This is a genomic window from Enterobacter sp. JBIWA003, from assembly GCF_019968825.1.
GTDB classification, from domain to species: domain Bacteria; phylum Pseudomonadota; class Gammaproteobacteria; order Enterobacterales; family Enterobacteriaceae; genus Enterobacter; species Enterobacter quasiroggenkampii.
Genome location: NZ_CP074170.1, coordinates 864,281 through 880,476, shown reverse-complemented (window position 1 = coordinate 880,476; position 16,196 = coordinate 864,281). Strand labels below are relative to the sequence as shown.

General features: G+C 55.3%; 15 protein-coding genes. 3 read left to right on the top strand and 12 right to left on the bottom strand.

What is annotated here, in order from left to right:
- Positions 1-199: 199 nt before the first annotated feature.
- The 3 genes from coaE to yacG are packed head-to-tail and all read left to right on the top strand — an operon-like array spanning position 200 to position 1,767.
- Positions 200-820 (top strand): dephospho-CoA kinase, encoded by a 621-nt coding sequence (gene coaE, locus KGP25_RS04200; RefSeq protein ID WP_048225642.1) that lies wholly within the window; start codon positions 200-202, stop codon positions 818-820.
- Positions 820-1,563, top strand: a complete 744-nt coding sequence (zapD, locus tag KGP25_RS04195; RefSeq protein WP_008501972.1) for a cell division protein ZapD — start codon at positions 820-822, stop codon at positions 1,561-1,563. Before coaE ends, zapD begins: the two co-directional genes overlap by 1 nt.
- A gap of 9 nt (positions 1,564-1,572) precedes the next feature.
- Positions 1,573-1,767 (top strand): DNA gyrase inhibitor YacG, encoded by a 195-nt coding sequence (yacG, locus tag KGP25_RS04190; RefSeq protein ID WP_023615920.1) that lies wholly within the window; start codon positions 1,573-1,575, stop codon positions 1,765-1,767.
- Positions 1,768-1,792: 25 nt separating this feature from the next.
- Here yacG and mutT read toward each other — a convergent pair whose 3' ends face one another.
- The 12 genes from mutT to murD all read right to left on the bottom strand — a co-directional run bounded on the left by mutT (position 1,793) and on the right by murD (position 16,196).
- A complete protein-coding gene (gene mutT / locus KGP25_RS04185) occupies positions 1,793-2,194 on the bottom strand; it encodes an 8-oxo-dGTP diphosphatase MutT (RefSeq protein ID WP_048028502.1) in 402 nt (133 codons plus the stop codon).
- A 57-nt stretch (positions 2,195-2,251) separates the two neighbouring features.
- Positions 2,252-4,957 (bottom strand): preprotein translocase subunit SecA, encoded by a 2,706-nt coding sequence (gene secA, locus KGP25_RS04180; RefSeq protein ID WP_223540020.1) that lies wholly within the window; start codon positions 4,955-4,957, stop codon positions 2,252-2,254.
- Positions 4,958-5,015: 58 nt separating this feature from the next.
- A complete protein-coding gene (secM, locus tag KGP25_RS04175) occupies positions 5,016-5,519 on the bottom strand; it encodes a secA translation cis-regulator SecM (protein WP_167213990.1) in 504 nt (167 codons plus the stop codon).
- A gap of 279 nt (positions 5,520-5,798) precedes the next feature.
- The gene (lpxC, locus tag KGP25_RS04170) at positions 5,799-6,716 is read right to left on the bottom strand and encodes a UDP-3-O-acyl-N-acetylglucosamine deacetylase (protein ID WP_010426966.1); all 918 of its coding nucleotides are present in this window, start codon (positions 6,714-6,716) and stop codon (positions 5,799-5,801) included.
- A 101-nt stretch (positions 6,717-6,817) separates the two neighbouring features.
- Positions 6,818-7,969, bottom strand: coding sequence for a cell division protein FtsZ (ftsZ, locus tag KGP25_RS04165; protein WP_008501978.1), 1,152 nt, complete (start codon positions 7,967-7,969; stop codon positions 6,818-6,820).
- A gap of 63 nt (positions 7,970-8,032) precedes the next feature.
- Positions 8,033-9,289: a cell division protein FtsA gene (gene ftsA / locus KGP25_RS04160; RefSeq protein ID WP_006173845.1), complete on the bottom strand. Its 1,257-nt coding sequence runs from the start codon at positions 9,287-9,289 to the stop codon at positions 8,033-8,035.
- Complete coding sequence (gene ftsQ, locus KGP25_RS04155) at positions 9,286-10,128, bottom strand: cell division protein FtsQ (protein ID WP_023293285.1); 843 nt, start codon at positions 10,126-10,128, stop codon at positions 9,286-9,288. The genes ftsA and ftsQ overlap by 4 nt, the downstream gene beginning before the upstream one ends.
- A 1-nt stretch (position 10,129) precedes the next feature.
- The gene (locus KGP25_RS04150; RefSeq protein WP_063620781.1) at positions 10,130-11,050 is read right to left on the bottom strand and encodes a D-alanine--D-alanine ligase; all 921 of its coding nucleotides are present in this window, start codon (positions 11,048-11,050) and stop codon (positions 10,130-10,132) included.
- Positions 11,043-12,518: a UDP-N-acetylmuramate--L-alanine ligase gene (gene murC, locus KGP25_RS04145; RefSeq protein WP_023293287.1), complete on the bottom strand. Its 1,476-nt coding sequence runs from the start codon at positions 12,516-12,518 to the stop codon at positions 11,043-11,045. Before murC ends, KGP25_RS04150 begins: the two co-directional genes overlap by 8 nt.
- Positions 12,519-12,574: 56 nt before the next feature.
- Entirely contained in the window at positions 12,575-13,639 is a 1,065-nt protein-coding gene (gene murG, locus KGP25_RS04140; RefSeq protein WP_111967225.1) for an undecaprenyldiphospho-muramoylpentapeptide beta-N-acetylglucosaminyltransferase, read from the bottom strand.
- Positions 13,636-14,880, bottom strand: a complete 1,245-nt coding sequence (gene ftsW / locus KGP25_RS04135; protein WP_008501983.1) for a cell division protein FtsW — start codon at positions 14,878-14,880, stop codon at positions 13,636-13,638. Before ftsW ends, murG begins: the two co-directional genes overlap by 4 nt.
- Positions 14,880-16,196 carry a UDP-N-acetylmuramoyl-L-alanine--D-glutamate ligase gene (murD, locus tag KGP25_RS04130; protein WP_045907796.1) on the bottom strand — a complete coding sequence of 439 codons (1,317 nt, stop codon included), beginning with the start codon at positions 16,194-16,196 and terminating at the stop codon, positions 14,880-14,882. The genes ftsW and murD overlap by 1 nt, the downstream gene beginning before the upstream one ends.

Below are 16,196 nucleotides of genomic sequence, written 5' to 3'. Positions count from 1 at the left end.
TGTTAAAAGCACAACTCCAGTGACGCTATCATACGCACTAATACCTGCTCCGCAAGACTGCGAAATTCTCTTTTTTTACGCTACAATCCTATAAATTTACCTGGTAAAAAGCCGGTAAACAGGGCTAAACAGTGACTGGCGCATCTGTGATTTTTAATCAACTGATTTTTATAATGAATAATTCCCAGGATTTGATTTAATGGGGTATATCGTTGCATTAACCGGCGGCATCGGTAGTGGCAAAAGTACCGTTGCGGACGCGTTTTCTCGTTTGGGTATCACGATTATCGATGCCGATATTATTGCCCGCCAGGTGGTAGAGCCCAATACACCCGCGCTAAAGGCCATCGCAGAACATTTTGGTCAGACAATCATCAATGACGATGGCACCCTGAATCGGCGCCAGCTTCGCGAATGCATTTTTTCCGATTCCGCGGAAAAAGCCTGGCTTAATAGCCTTCTCCACCCCATCATCCACCAGGAAACTCAGCGTCAGATCGCCGCGGCCCGCTCGCCCTATGTCTTGTGGGTGGTTCCGCTGCTGGTTGAAAATCAGCTGCAGAAGAAAGCCGACCGAGTGCTGGTGATTGATGTCACCCCCGAAACGCAAATCCAGAGAACCATGACGCGCGACCACGTCTCGCGCGAGCATGCGGAACACATTCTTGCCGCTCAGGCCACGCGCGCTCAGCGCCTTGCCGTGGCGGATGATGTCATTGATAATAACGGCGCACCAGATGCCATTGCATCGGATGTTGCCCGTCTGCACGCGCAGTATCTGACGTTTGCCGCGCAGGCCGTTGCACAGGAAAAACCATAATGTCGACACACATCCTTTTTGAGCATCCGCTCAATGAAAAAATGCGTACCTGGCTGCGCATCGAATTCCTCATTCAGCAGCTTTCACAACATCTGCCGGTTAACGATCACGCTACGGCGTTGCATTTCTTCCGCAATGTAGGCGATCTGCTGGATGTGATTGAACGCGGCGATGTCCGCACAGAATTGCTTAAAGAGCTGGAGCGTCAGCAGCGTAAATTACAGGCATGGGCTGAGGTTCCGGGGGTGGATGTAAGCCGTATCGATTCCCTTCGCCAGCAGCTTAAAACCAGCAGCAGCATCCTGATGGCTGCACCGCGCGTCGGGCAGTTTTTGCGTGAGGACCGCCTGATTGGCCTGGTGCGCCAGCGCCTGAGCATCCCTGGCGGTTGCTGCAGCTTCGACCTGCCGACGCTGCATATGTGGCTCCATATGCCACAAGCCCAGCGTGACGCGCAGGTGAACAGCTGGCTAGCAAGCCTGGAGCCGATGCACCAGACGCTGTCGCTGATCCTCGATCTGATCCGTAACTCAGCGCCGTTCCGCAAGCAAACCAGCCTGAATGGTTTCTACCAGGACAACGGTGATGATGCCGATCTTCTGCGCCTGAATTTATCGCTTGGCGAACAGCTTTATCCGCAAATTTCCGGGCATAAGAGCCGCTTTGCGATTCGCTTTATGCCGCTGGACAGCGAAAATGGCACCGTGCCGGAACGCCTCGATTTTGAACTGGCCTGTTGTTAAGGAGTGCCGATGTCTGATGTCACCACCGTAAACTGCCCTACCTGTGGCAAAACCGTTGTCTGGGGCGAAGTGAGTCCGTTCCGCCCATTCTGCTGCAAACGCTGCCAGCTTATTGACCTGGGCGAATGGGCGGCGGAAGAGAAACGTATTCCGAGTAAAGGCGATCTCTCGGACAGCGACGACTGGAGTGAAAATCAGCAGTAATCTGTAAAGCCTGCTGGCGCGTCGCTTAGCAGGCCTTCGGTTGTTCGACTAACCGCAGGATCACAGGCTCATTAGCTGGCGGGAATTTTTCGGCATCACTTGCCTGAAGCGCCACCCAGTTACCCGGCTGCCCCTCTTTTCCCCAGGGTTCACCTTCCCAGTTTTCCACCAGCCAGAACCAAAGCGTAATGTGCCTGTCCGGGAACTGGTATTCGAGCTTATCAAACAGCGTTGCGCCAAGCGGGGTGATCCCGACTTCTTCCTGAAGCTCGCGAACCAGCGCCGCTTCCGGCGTTTCACCAGCCTCAATTTTTCCGCCTGGAAACTCCCATTTGTTCGCCATATGGGCGTCGGCAGCACGCTGGGTGATAAAGATTTGGTTTTGCGGGTTGCGAATAATCCCGACGGCAATTTGCAGTATTTTCATATTGTTACTTCCATAAAAAAGGCGCAGATGTCTGCGCCTTTTTGGTTTTTTATGAATTTAGCTCAGACGCCCGTGGCACGCCTTGTACTTTTTACCGGAGCCACATGGGCACGGATCGTTACGACCCACTTTGCGATCGCCAGTCTGCGCGGCGATCGCCGCTGCGGCTTCGCTGTCGTCGGTCTGATGGCTCAGCTGTTGCATTTGTGCCAGACGCTCGGCTTCTTCACGACGCTGCTGCTCCATCGCTTCTACTTCTTCCGGCATACGCACCTGAACCTTGCTCAGGGTGCTGATCACTTCATACTTCAGCGACTCCAGCATAGACGCAAACATGGAGAAGGATTCACGCTTGTATTCCTGCTTCGGATCTTTCTGCGCATAGCCACGCAGGTGGATACCCTGACGCAGGTAGTCCATCGCCGCCAGATGCTCTTTCCACAGGGAATCCAGCGTCTGCAGCATCACGCCTTTTTCGAAGTGACGCATCATCTCAGCGCCAACAACCTCTTCCTTACGCTTGTAAACATCCAGCGCGGTTTCGTAGATACGCTCGCGCAGGGTCTCTTCGTGCAGCTCAGGCTCTTTATCCAGCCACTCTTTGATAGGCAGATCGAGGTCAAAGTCGTTTTTCAGACGTTCCTGCAGGCCTTCGATGTCCCACATTTCTTCCAGAGACTGAGGTGGAATATGCGCATCAATCGTGGCTTTAAACACATCTTCACGAATGCTGTTGATGGTTTCGCTCACATCGGATACGTCCAGCAGTTCGTTACGCTGGGTGTAGATCGCACGGCGCTGGTCGTTAGCCACGTCATCGTATTCCAGCAGCTGCTTACGAATATCGAAGTTGCGGCTTTCCACTTTACGCTGGGCGTTCGCGATCGCTTTGGTGACCCACGGGTGCTCAATGGCTTCGCCAGGCTTCATGCCCAGCTTACGCATCATGCCGGACACGCGGTCGGAGGCGAAAATACGCATCAGCGCATCTTCCATCGACAGGTAGAAGCGGGAAGAACCGGCATCACCCTGACGACCCGCACGGCCACGCAGCTGGTTATCGATACGACGCGATTCATGACGCTCGGTACCGATAATGTGCAGACCACCGGATGCCAGCACCGCGTCGTGACGCACCTGCCAGTCGGCCTTAATCTGCGCAATCTGTTCAGGCGTTGGGTTTTCCAGCTCAGCCACCTCGGCCTGCCAGCTACCACCCAGCATAATATCGGTACCACGACCCGCCATGTTGGTGGCGATGGTTACCGCAGCCGGATAACCTGCCTGCGCAACAATATCCGCTTCTTTGGCGTGGAATTTGGCGTTCAGTACGTTGTGTTTAATACCCGCTTTCGTCAGCTCGTGAGAAACCACTTCGGATTTTTCAATGGAGATGGTCCCCACCAGAACAGGCTGGCCTTTAGCAGTACGCTCGCGGATATCTTCGATGATTGCCTGAATTTTTTCCGCTTCGGTCATGTACACCAGGTCCGGCATATCCTTACGGATCATCGGACGGTTGGTTGGAACGACCACGGTATCCAGCTTGTAGATGGAGCTGAATTCAAACGCTTCGGTATCGGCAGTACCGGTCATGCCCGCCAGCTTCTCGTACAGACGGAAGTAGTTCTGGAAGGTGATAGACGCCAGCGTCTGGTTTTCGTTTTGAATATCCACGCCTTCTTTGGCTTCTACAGCCTGGTGCAGACCGTCAGACCAGCGACGCCCCTGCATGGTACGGCCGGTGTGCTCATCGACAATGATCACTTCGCCGTCTTTTACGATGTAGTCGACGTCACGGGTGAACAGCGCGTGGGCACGCAGCGCGGCGGTCACGTGGTGCATCAGCATGATGTTGCTCGGGGAGTACAGAGACTCGCCCTCTTCCATAATGCCTTCAGCAACCAGCAGCTCTTCAATTTTCACCAGACCACGTTCGGTCAGGTTCACCTGGCGCGTTTTTTCATCAACGGAGAAGTGGCCTTCACCCTGGAAGGTATCCGAGTCTTCTTTCTCCTGACGCAGCAGGTGTGGAATGATTTTGTCGACTTTACGGTACATCTCGGAGCTGTCTTCAGCCGGGCCGGAGATGATAAGCGGGGTACGCGCTTCATCGATCAGGATGGAGTCCACCTCATCCACCAGCGCATAGTGCAGCTTACGCTGGACACGCTCTTCAGGGCTGAACGCCATGTTGTCACGCAGGTAGTCGAAGCCGTATTCGTTGTTGGTACCGTAGGTGATATCCGCATTGTACGCTTCACGCTTGGCTGGCGCAGGCAGGCCGGACATGTTGATACCGACGGTCATACCGAGGAATTCGAACAGTGGACGGTTGTTTTCGGCATCACGCTGCGCCAGATAGTCGTTGACGGTAACGACGTGAACGCCTTTACCGGTCAGCGCGTTCAGGTAAGCCGGCAGCGTTGCGGTCAGGGTTTTACCTTCACCGGTACGCATTTCCGCGATGCAGCGCTCGTTAAGCACCATACCGCCCAGCAGCTGAACGTCGAAGTGACGCATGCCGAACACGCGCTTACTTGCTTCACGCACAACGGCAAACGCTTCCGGGATCAGGCTTTCTAAGGTTTCACCTTTTTCCAGACGCGCACGGAATTCCGCCGTTTTCGCTTTCAGCTCATCATCAGAGAGCTTCTCCATCGCCGGTTCCATACCGTTGATGACGGTAACAGCTTTGCGCATACGGCGCAGGGTACGATCGTTACGACTACCAAAAACTTTAGTTAATAATTTGATTAGCATAATAAATTCTCAAACGCCCCATCATGGGCAGATAAATTAAGGTATTGAAAAAGTTAATTTAGCTGAGGCGTTGAGGCCCGGCGCGAATGCCGTGAACCTGGCTAATCCAGGTTGATACAGAGAATGAAACAGGAGGAACGAGCGCGCGTTGCGCCGTCTCGCGCACCATGACCGGCGGCTGGCTGTCCTGCGTAAGCAGTGCATTAAGCGTGTCCAGCAGGGCAAGATGCTGTGCCTGCACCGGCAGCGTCTCTTCCGCCACAGGCATTGCCTGGGGCGCCATCGCGAAGGAGAGATGGCGGATAACCGTGCGGATAGCGTGCTGGTGCCAGTAATCAACGGAGAAATTCGGGCGGCGGCTGGCTTCAAGCCACGCGAGGTTTGTAAAGTTAACCCGCGTGTTGAGATCGTGTTTGGTGGTAGAGGTCTTCGCTGGCGTCGCCGCTTCGGCACTGTTGCTGAGCGCAGGCAAGCCGAGACTCGCCGCGACCATCCCTAATAAGAGATGCGGCCAGAAGTAACGTCTGCCAAATTGTCGCCAGCGCGTCAGTATTCCGCTCACTTGCTCCACCACATAAGCCAGCCTGTAACAGGCTACTTTTAAGTTATTTTTTTAAGCGCCCAGATATTACCACTAAAGCCAATGCACATCAGCAGGAATGAGGTGCCGCCGCGGGGAAAAACGGTCAAGAATGCAGCTAACGCACGCATTTTCTGCGCAAGACAAACAAGAGATAACGCCGGAGCAAACGAAGAAGGGCAAAAATAAAAACGACTGGTCTTCCTGGTCGGAGAGAGTACCAGGTTAACCAGTCGATTTTTTACGAAACGGCGTGAACCGTTACGCCAGAACCATGTTTGGCGCTTTGAAAGCCAGCGGCAGTTCTGCTTCGTCTTCGAAGGTCACATATTCCCAGGCTTCCTGTTTTGCCAGGACGGCCTGCAACAGTTTGTTGTTCAGCGCATGACCGGATTTGAACGCGGTAAATGCACCAATAATATTGTGACCACACATAAACAGGTCGCCGATAGCGTCCAGCATTTTGTGACGAACGAATTCATCTTCGAAACGCAGGCCGTCTTCGTTCAGTACGCGATAATCGTCAACAACGATGGCACAATCGAAGCTGCCGCCCAGGCACAGGCCGCGGGACTGCAGATATTCGATATCACGCATGAAGCCAAACGTACGGGCTCGGCTGATCTGGCGCATAAACGCATCAGCAGAGAAGTTCATCGCGTAGCGCTGGGTGCTGGAATCAATCGCCGGATGGTTAAAGTCGATGGTAAAGTCCAACGAGAAACCATTGTACGGTTTGAATTCAGCCCACTTGTCGCCATCTTCGACGCGAACAGTCTCTTTGATGCGAACAAATTTCTTCGCGCAGTTCAGTTCTTCGATGCCGGCATCCAGCAACAGATAGACGAACGGTGCAGCACTGCCATCCATAATCGGGATTTCTGGCGCATCGACTTCAACAATAATGTTGTCGATACCCAGCCCCGCCAGGGCGGCGTTCAGGTGCTCTACGGTAGAAATCCGCACGTCATGCTCGTTCACCAGACAAGTACAGAGCATAGTATCACGCACAGATTTGGCATCGGCCGGAAAATCTACCGGTGGATTCAAGTCGGTGCGACGATAGATGACCCCGGTATTGGCCGGCGCAGGGCGTAACGTCAGCGTGACTTTCTTGCCGGTATGTAAACCGACACCCGTCGCCTGAACGATACGTTTAAGTGTCCTTTGTTTGATCATCGTATAATCTCGCCAAATTAACTATCCAACCGAGAGTGTATATCACTAACGGTGGGCCAGTTTAGCACAAAGAGCGCAAATCCCCTAATTCCAGCCAATTCTTAATCAGCTTGCTTACGCAGGAACGCCGGGATATCCAGATAATCTGGCTCTTTCGCCGTTTGCGGCGTTGGGTCGTTCACCACTTTCGCGGCCGGTTTCTGCTCCTGAGTCAGCGGAGACATACCGTGCTGCTGGTAACGATCCATTACCGGTTGCTGAGTCTGCTTGTTAGTCACTAAGGTGATCTCAGGACGCTTGTCCATACCGATACCGGTCGCAACAACGGTAACACGCAGCTCGTCGTTCATTTCAGGGTCAAGCGAAGTACCGATTACCACGGTAGCGTTGTCAGAGGCGAACGCACGGATAGTGTTACCCACGGTTTCGAACTCATCCAGACGCAGGTCAAAGCCAGCGGTAATGTTGACCAGCACGCCACGCGCACCAGACAGATCGATATCTTCCAGCAGTGGAGAAGAGATGGCCATTTCAGCCGCTTCTTCTGCACGGTCTTCGCCGCTCGCCACGCCAGAGCCCATCATCGCGTAGCCCATCTCGGACATCACGGTGCGAACGTCTGCAAAGTCAACGTTCATCAGGCCAGGACGGGTAATCAGTTCAGCGATACCCTGAACCGCGCCTTTCAGCACGTCGTTTGCTGCACCGAAGGCATCCAGCAGGGAGATACCGCGACCCAGAACCTTCAACAGCTTGTCGTTCGGGATAGTGATCAGCGAGTCAACGTGCTTGGACAGTTCGGTGATACCCTGCTCCGCGAAGGCCATACGCTTCTTGCCTTCAAAATTGAAAGGCTTAGTCACGACAGCAACGGTCAGAATACCTAAATCTTTAGCCACTTCAGCTACAACAGGTGCTGCGCCGGTACCGGTACCGCCACCCATACCTGCTGCAATGAAGACCATGTCCGCACCTTCCAGTGCAGCGCGCAGGGCTTCACGATCTTCTTCAGCCGCATTGCGGCCCACTTCCGGGTTAGCCCCTGCTCCCAGCCCTTTGGTGATACCACCGCCGATCTGGATAGTCTGGCCTACAGCCGTCTTACGCAGTGCCTGTGCATCGGTGTTAACTGCAAAGAATTCAACACCCTCAATGCGTTCACGCACCATATGCTCTACGGCGTTACCGCCGCCGCCACCGACGCCGATGACTTTAATCACCGCGTCGTTGGTCAGTTCCATAGGTTCAAACATAATTTCTCTCTCCGTTGTGCCTGTCGCCCGAGACCGCTAATTCTCTCCGGTCTCTTAAAAAAATTAAAACTCTTTTCGCAACCAGTTGTTCAGTCGTTTGACCCACGACCCCACTGAGACGCGTTTTTCCACTTCCGCTTCACCACTGAGATGAGATTCCTTCCCGTAGTGGAGCAGGCCCACAGCCGTTGAATAATACGGCTCCTGAGCATAATCCGTTAAACCGGTGATATTCAGCGGCGCACCAATACGCACCTGCGTATGGAACACGCGCTGTGCACACGCCGCAAGACCTTCAATTTGCGCTGCACCGCCGGTTAATACAATCCCCGCTGCAAGATGATGTTTAACACCCTGCTGACGAAGCTGTTCCTGTAACTGTAAAATCTCTTCGTTGACCAGGTTGAGCAGCTCGGTATAGCGCGGCTCGATCACCTCTGCCAACGTCTGGCGCTGCAGGCTGCGCGGTGGACGACCACCGACGCTTGGCACTTCAACGCTCTCATCTTTGCCAACAATAGAGCCCAGCGCACAGCCGTGGCGCACTTTAATCGCTTCTGCATCGCTCGGTGGCGTACCAAAAGCGTAAGCAATATCACTGGTCACGACGTTCCCTGCGTACGGGATCACTTTGGTGTGGCGCAACGCACCGCCGGTATACACGGCCATGTCCATTGTACCACCACCAATATCGACCACACAGACACCCAGTTCACGTTCATCTTCGGTCAGCACGGAATAACTTGCCGCCAGACCGGCGAAAATAAGTTGGTCAACTTTCAGGCCACAACGTTCAACGGCTTTTACAATGTTCTTCGCCATATCGTTGTGACATGTGATCAGGTGCACTTTTGCCTGCATACGAACGCCTGACAGACCAACCGGGTTCTTGATCCCTTCCTGGTAGTCAATCGCATATTCCTGCGGGATCACGTGCAATACGCGATGCTCATCGCGGACACGCACGGATTTCGCCGTATGCACAACGTTTTCAACGTCTTCCTGCGTCACTTCTTCTTCGGAAATCGGCACCATACCGATTTCGTTCTGGCAGCTAATGTGCTTACCAGAGAGGGCCAGATAGACAGAAGAAATCTGGCAATCTGCCATCAATTCAGCCTGATCGATGGCGCGCTGGACGCATTTCACCACCGATTCAAGATCGTTTACCCCACCTTTATCCATACCACGGGACGGGCAACTGCCCACGCCAATGATATTGACCATACCGTCGGGCAGAACTTCCCCTACTAAAGCGGCAACCTTCGCGGTGCCAATCTCCAGTCCAACTACCAGTTTTCTGTCCGTCGCCTTGATCATTGTTGTTCTGCCTGTACCTGTGCCTGATTCTGTTGCTGATTAGGTTCCTCGACCGGAGCCGGTACCCAACCGACTGCTGCGCCTGAGTCATAGCGCAAATCAACGTAGCTTATCCGTTTGCCGTCAGTCTGTGCCTGCTGCTGTAAAACCGGGTAAAGTTCGACAAAACGCGCCAGACGCTTCATGGTGTCCCCGCGCCCCAGGTTGAGCTTAATGCCGTTCGTTAACGTAAGCTGCCAGGAACGGCGCGCCGTCATGGCAGCATCTTTTAACGTAAACCTGTCCTTCGCCAGCACCTGACCCATTTCACGAAAACCCTGTAACACTTCGTTTTCGCTGCCTTCAGGGCCATACAACATCGGTAAATTTTGCTTGTTGACACGATCGGCCGGGACGCTGAAGGAATTTCCGTCGACGTCAACCATGTGCTGATCATTCCAACGCGCAATGGGCACATATTCAACCAGATGAATCTTCAATTCATCAGGCCATTGCTTTCTTACGCTCGCCTGTTTTATCCATGGCAGACGTTCAATCTGGCTCTGGATAATATTGACGTCCTGAGTCATAAAGGTGCCAGGCGAGCCCAGTGCCAGTATTGACTGGCGAATATCGTCGTTACGCGTGTAGTGACGCTCACCGGTGACCACCAGCTTAGAAAGTGGCAACCGCTGCGCATCTTCCATCCAGCCCAGGACCATCCAGCCGCTGATAAACACGGTGCACAGCACCCCGAGCAGGAAAATGATGCCTGCAAGACGCGTTCCATTACTGCGGCGTGAAGAGGTGTATTCTTCCTCGTCATCGCGGTTGCGCGTGTTCAATGCAGCCTGAGACATATCAGCCCGCCTGGTCCAGAATGCGTACGACTAACTGCGAGAAGCTCATCCCCGCCTGACGCGCGGCCATCGGCACAAGGCTGTGGCTGGTCATTCCCGGAGAGGTATTGGCTTCCAGCAGATAAAATTGTCCATCCCGGTCCTGCATCACGTCGATGCGCCCCCAGCCCTGGCAACCCAGAACATGCCAGGCTTTAAGCACCAGGGACTGTAATTCGGCTTCACGCTCAGCTTCAAGACCACTTGGGCAGAAATATTGCGTCTCATCAGAGAGATACTTCGCCTCATAATCATAGAAGACTCCAGCGGGTTGGATACGGATTGACGGTAAAATTTCTTCGCCAAGCATCGCGACGGTAAATTCCGGCCCGCTAAGCCATTTTTCTACCAGAACTTCATCATCATGTTGAAATGCCAGCGCTAAAGCGGACGCTAAATCGTCAGCTTTGTCGACTTTGGACATTCCCACGCTGGAGCCTTCCCGGCTGGGCTTTACAATAACCGGTAAGCCCAGTTCAGCAATGCGCGCATTAACGCTATCCGACAGGCCCAATTCAAATTCGCGTCGCGTCAGCGCTACCCATGGTGCGACAGGTAACCCTGCGCCCTGCCACAGCAGCTTGCTGCGCAGTTTATCCATAGAGATAGCGGAAGCCATCACGCCGCTGCCGGTGTACGGCAGGCCGAGCAGATCCAGAAGCCCCTGCAGGGTACCGTCTTCACCGCCACGACCGTGTAAAGCGATAAAAACTTTATCGAAGCCCATGGCTTTTAATTGCGTCACGTCGACCTCTTTTGGGTCAACCAGATGCGCATTGACGCCACCTTCACGCAGGCCCGCCAGTACAGCCGCGCCGGAATTCAGGGAAACCTCGCGCTCGGCGGAGGTGCCGCCAGACAGGACAGCAATCTTATCAGCCATGATGCTCATCCTCCTGGTTTTGCGGCTTCAGTTTGATTTCAGCTAAGGTACGGGCGATTTTGCCGATATTTCCCGCACCCTGAATCAGAATTAAATCGTTACCTGTCAGGACCGGTGCCAGAATTTCCGCCACCTGGGCAGGGTCAGAAACCAGAATAGGGTCAACTTTACCGCGTCCACGAATGGTGCGACACAGAGAACGACTGTCTGCGCCCGGAATCGGCGTCTCGCCTGCGGCGTATACATCCAGCATTAACAGGGTATCAACCTGCGACAGGACGCTGGCGAAATCGTCATACAGATCGCGCGTACGCGTGAAACGGTGCGGCTGGAACACCATCACCAGATTCTTGTCCGGCCAGCCCGCACGTGCGGCTTTAATGGTGGCGTCCACTTCGGTTGGATGGTGACCATAGTCGTCCACCAGCATCGCCGTACCGGCTTTACCGTTTACCGGATCCAGCGGGAATTCACCGAGGAAGTCGAAACGACGACCGGTGCCCTGGAAGCTTTCCAGCGCGCGCAGGATCGCATCATCATCAATGCCTTCTTCCGTCGCGACGGCCACTGCCGCTGCGGCATTGAGCGCGTTATGGCGCCCTGGCGCATTCAGCGTCACGTGCAGCAGCTCTTTGTCCTGACGCGCCAGCGTGAAGTGCCCCTGCGCGCCAATCTGTTTGTACTCTTCCACGCGGACGTCAGCGTCTTCACTGAAACCGTAGGTGGTGATTTGACGACCCACGCGCGGCAGCAGCTCGCGGATCACCGGATCGTCTACGCACATCACCGCGCGCCCGTAGAACGGCAGGTTGTGCAGGAAGTTGATAAAGGTCTGCTTTAAGTTCTCGAAGTCACCCTGGTAGGTATCCATATGGTCCGCTTCGATGTTGGTGACAATCGCCACCATCGGCTGCAGGTGCAGGAACGACGCGTCGCTCTCATCTGCTTCAGCAATCAGATAACGACTGTGGCCCAGACGCGCATGCACGCCCGCGGCTTTGACCAGGCCGCCGTTGACGAACGTCGGGTCGAGACCCGCTTCTGCATAAATACTGGAGACCATCGCCGTGGTCGTGGTTTTACCGTGGGTCCCGGCAATGGCAATGCCATGACGGAAACGCATCAGTTCCGCCAGCATTTCTGCACGGCGGATCACCGGAATGCGCGCGTCATGCGCGGCAACGATTTCCGGGTTGTCAGAGGAGATAGCGCTCGATACCACCACCACGCTCGCATCGCGCACGTTTTCCGGGCGATGGTTAAAATAGATAGTCGCCCCAAGCGACGCCAGCTGCTGCGTTACAGGGTTTGGCGCCAGGTCAGACCCGCTGATCTGATAGCCTTCGTTAGCTAACACTTCGGCAATACCGCCCATGCCAGCACCACCGATGCCAACAAAGTGAATGTGCCGGACGCGACGCATCTCGGGCACGATTGAACGCAGTTTTGCCAGTTGTTGTGTATTCATTCTCTAAACGCCATCGACTACTTAAAATTCGTGCCGCGCTTCACGCGCTGCGAGGGTTAAGCCTGAGCTGCCAGGCTCACTTCTTTTGCCACCCGTTCCGTCGCATCAGGGATAGCCGCCGCGCGCGCGCGTTCAGCCATCTCAAGCAATACGTCTCTGTTCCAGCCCGCCAGGGTGGTGGCGACCGCGTCGGCGGTAAACTGTGGCTGCTCAAAAATTTTCGCCGCACCGGCTTTCTCAAGCGGCAGGGCATTCCAGTACTGTTGCCTGTCTTTGTGCTGGAAAGGCACAAACAGAGCCGGCAGCCCCGCGGCAGCGATTTCGCTTACCGTTAAGGCGCCAGAACGACAGACCACGACATCGGCCCAGGCGTACGCTGCCGCCATGTCGTCGATAAATTCCGTCACGTTATGCTGCGGCTGCCCCGCCTCGGCGTAAGCCTGCTCAACGGTCTGCTGAGCGCCTTTTCCACTCTGGTGCCAGATAGTGACGGCATCACCCAGCTTTGCGGCAACCTGCGGCATCGTCTGGTTTAAAATGCGCGCGCCCTGAGAACCGCCGACGACCAGCACACGCACCGGCCCTTCACGGCCCGCCAGGCGAGCCTCCGGCAGCGGCAGTGCCAGTACGTCTACGCGCACCGGGTTTCCCACCACGTCCGCTTTCGGGAACGCGCCGGGAAATGCCTGCATGACTTTGGTGGCGATTTTCGCCAGCCATTTGTTGGTCAGACCCGCAATACCGTTCTGCTCATGCAGCACAACGGGAATACCTAACGACCACGCGGCTAACCCACCTGGACCCGAGACATAGCCGCCCATGCCCAGCACCACATCGGGCTTAAAGCGCTTCATGATGGTGCGCGCCTGACGCCAGGCGTTAAAAATGCGCACCGGTGCCAGCAGCATTGCCTTGAGGCCTTTGCCCCGAAGGCCGGAAATACGAATAAAGTCGATCTCAATACCGTGTTTCGGTACCAGGTCGGCCTCCATGCGGTCTGCGGTTCCCAGCCAGCGTACCTGCCAGCCCTGATCCATTAAATGGTGCGCAACCGCCAGTCCCGGGAACACATGTCCGCCGGTACCGCCTGCCATCACCATTAACCGCTTCGGTTGATTCATCGTGAACCTCGTGTAAACGCCTGGGCTTTTTCCAGACGCGTCTCATAATCTATGCGCAACAACAGCATGATGGCCGTCGACATAATCAACAGACTGGAACCACCATAACTGATCAACGGCAACGTCAGACCTTTGGTCGGCAGCATACCTGCTGCGGCCCCGACGTTAACCAATGCCTGGAAGCTAAACCAGATACCAATTGAGCAGGCCAGGAAGCCTGAGAAACGGTGATCGATCTCCAGCGCTTTCCGGCCGATGGACATGGCGCGGAAAGCGACGAAGAATACCATTAATAGCGCTAATACCACACCGATATAACCCAGTTCTTCCGCAATAATGGAGAAGATGAAGTCAGTATGCGCTTCCGGTAAATACTCCAGTTTCTGTACCGAGTTACCCAGCCCCTGCCCCCAGAGCTCACCGCGCCCAAAGGCCATAAGTGACTGCGTCAGCTGATAGCCGCTGCCGAACGGGTCTTCCCACGGGTTCCAGAACGAGGTCACGCGGCGAATACGGTAAGGCTCGGCGAGGATCAGCAGCACAACCGCTGAAATCCCCATCCCGATAATGGCGATGAACTGCCACAGCTTTGCGCCCGCCAGGAACAGCATGGCCAGCGTGGTGACAAACAGTACCACCACGGTACCGAGGTCAGGCTGCGCCAGCAGTAATACCGCCAGCACCAGAATCACGCCCATCGGTTTTAAGAAGCCGCGCAGGTTATTACGCACTTCATCTACCTTACGCACCAGGTAGTTCGCCAGGTAGCAGAACAGGGAGAGCTTGGTAAATTCCGCAGGCTGAATACGCAGCGGGCCAAAGGCGATCCAGCGTGATGCCCCGTTTACGGAACTCCCCACCACCAGAACGATCAGCAGCATAATGATCGAGGCGATCAGCATCGCCGTACTGTGTCGCTGCCAGAACTCCATCGGCAGACGCAAGGTCACCAGCGCCAGGCAGAATGCCAGGATAATGTATAGACCATCACGCTTGGCAAACAGGAAAGGATCGTTCGCCAGACGCTGCCCGACGGGCATTGACGCTGACGTCACCATAATAAAGCCGACCGCCGCGAGCCCCATCGTGAGCCAGAACAGCGTGCGGTCGTACATGATCAGGCTGTCGTTATCTTTTTGACGAGAGCCCATCACCCAGCCTTTGAGTGCCGCAAACAACCACACCAGGATCCCAAATCCTGGCAGGCGCGGCATTTTCAGGCGAGGGAGAGATAAACGCATCAGCCTAACTCCTTCGCCAGGCGGGTAAAGACATCACCACGCTGTTCGAAATTCTTGAATTGATCGAGGCTGGCACAGGCCGGAGAGAGCAGCACCATATCACCCGGCTTCACGCGAGGGGCAATCAGCCGCATCGCCTGTTCCATGGTTTCGGTTTGCTCGGCGACCTCAGGGCGCAGTGCAGCCAGCTCGCTGCCGTCACGGCCGAAGCAGTACAGACGGACGTTATCACCGGAGAGATACGGCTTCAGGGACGAGAAATCCGCTGATTTACCGTCGCCGCCCAGCAGCAGATGCAGGGTACCGTCAACGTGCAGGCCGTTCAGCGCGGCCTCCGTGCTGCCCACGTTGGTGGCTTTAGAGTCGTTGATCCAGCGCACGCCGTTGTGCTCCAGCGCCAGCTGGAAACGGTGTGCCAGGCCGGAAAACGTGGTTAACGCTTTCAGGCTTGAGGAGCGCGGCAGCCCCACTGCGTCCGCCAGCGCCAGCGCCGCCAGCGCATTGGTATAGTTGTGCTGCCCAGAGAGCTTCATCTCTTTCACGTTCAGCACTTTCTCACCTTTCACGCGCAGCCAAGTTTCGCCCAGCTGGCGGTTCAGATGATAATCACCCATGGTGATGCCAAAACTAATGCAGCGGTCGTCTGCGCCACGCACCGGCATGGTCAGCGCATCATCGGCGTTCACTACGCAGACTTTGGCATTCTCATAAACGCGCAGCTTGGCGGCGCGGTACTGCTGCAGACCAAATGGATATCTGTCCATGTGATCTTCAGTCACGTTGAGGATCGTCGCAGCGGCAGCATGCAGGCTGGAGGTCGTTTCCAGCTGGAAGCTGGAAAGCTCGAGAACATAGAGTTCACAGCCTTTGTCCAGCAGCATCAGAGCAGGCAAACCAATGTTACCGCCAACGCCGACGTTCATGCCCGCCGCTTTTGCCATTTCCCCCACCAGGGTGGTGACGGTGCTTTTACCGTTAGAACCGGTAATCGCGATAACAGGCGCCTGCGCTTCGCGGCAGAACAGCTCGATATCGCCGACAATCTCAACGCCTGCATCTGCGGCAGCGCTCAGGGAAGGATGCGCCAGCGCCATACCCGGGCTGGCGACAATCAGATCGGCTGCCAGCAGCCAGTCATCATTCAGACCACCAAGGTGGCGTTCAACCTGTTCCGGCAGTTTATCCAGACCCGGCGGAGAGACACGCGTATCCATCACGCGCGGCGTCACGCCACGTGCGAGGAAAAAGTCCACGCAGGAAAGGCCCGTGAGGCCTAACCCGATGATAACGACTTTTTTGCCCTGGTAATCTGCCAT

Coding starts and splice junctions, on each gene's coding strand:
- ftsW (WP_008501983.1), bottom strand. CDS start 14,880: ATGCGTTTATCTCTCCCTCGCCTGAAAATGCCGCGCCTGCCAGGATTT.
- murD (WP_045907796.1), bottom strand. CDS start 16,196: ATGGCAGATTACCAGGGCAAAAAAGTCGTTATCATCGGGTTAGGCCTC.
- ftsZ (WP_008501978.1), bottom strand. CDS start 7,969: ATGTTTGAACCTATGGAACTGACCAACGACGCGGTGATTAAAGTCATC.
- coaE (WP_048225642.1), top strand. CDS start 200: ATGGGGTATATCGTTGCATTAACCGGCGGCATCGGTAGTGGCAAAAGT.
- lpxC (WP_010426966.1), bottom strand. CDS start 6,716: ATGATCAAACAAAGGACACTTAAACGTATCGTTCAGGCGACGGGTGTC.
- ftsA (WP_006173845.1), bottom strand. CDS start 9,289: ATGATCAAGGCGACGGACAGAAAACTGGTAGTTGGACTGGAGATTGGC.
- yacG (WP_023615920.1), top strand. CDS start 1,573: ATGTCTGATGTCACCACCGTAAACTGCCCTACCTGTGGCAAAACCGTT.
- ftsQ (WP_023293285.1), bottom strand. CDS start 10,128: ATGTCTCAGGCTGCATTGAACACGCGCAACCGCGATGACGAGGAAGAA.
- murG (WP_111967225.1), bottom strand. CDS start 13,639: ATGAATCAACCGAAGCGGTTAATGGTGATGGCAGGCGGTACCGGCGGA.
- zapD (WP_008501972.1), top strand. CDS start 820: ATGTCGACACACATCCTTTTTGAGCATCCGCTCAATGAAAAAATGCGT.
- murC (WP_023293287.1), bottom strand. CDS start 12,518: ATGAATACACAACAACTGGCAAAACTGCGTTCAATCGTGCCCGAGATG.
- secA (WP_223540020.1), bottom strand. CDS start 4,957: ATGCTAATCAAATTATTAACTAAAGTTTTTGGTAGTCGTAACGATCGT.
- KGP25_RS04150 (WP_063620781.1), bottom strand. CDS start 11,050: ATGGCTGATAAGATTGCTGTCCTGTCTGGCGGCACCTCCGCCGAGCGC.
- mutT (WP_048028502.1), bottom strand. CDS start 2,194: ATGAAAATACTGCAAATTGCCGTCGGGATTATTCGCAACCCGCAAAAC.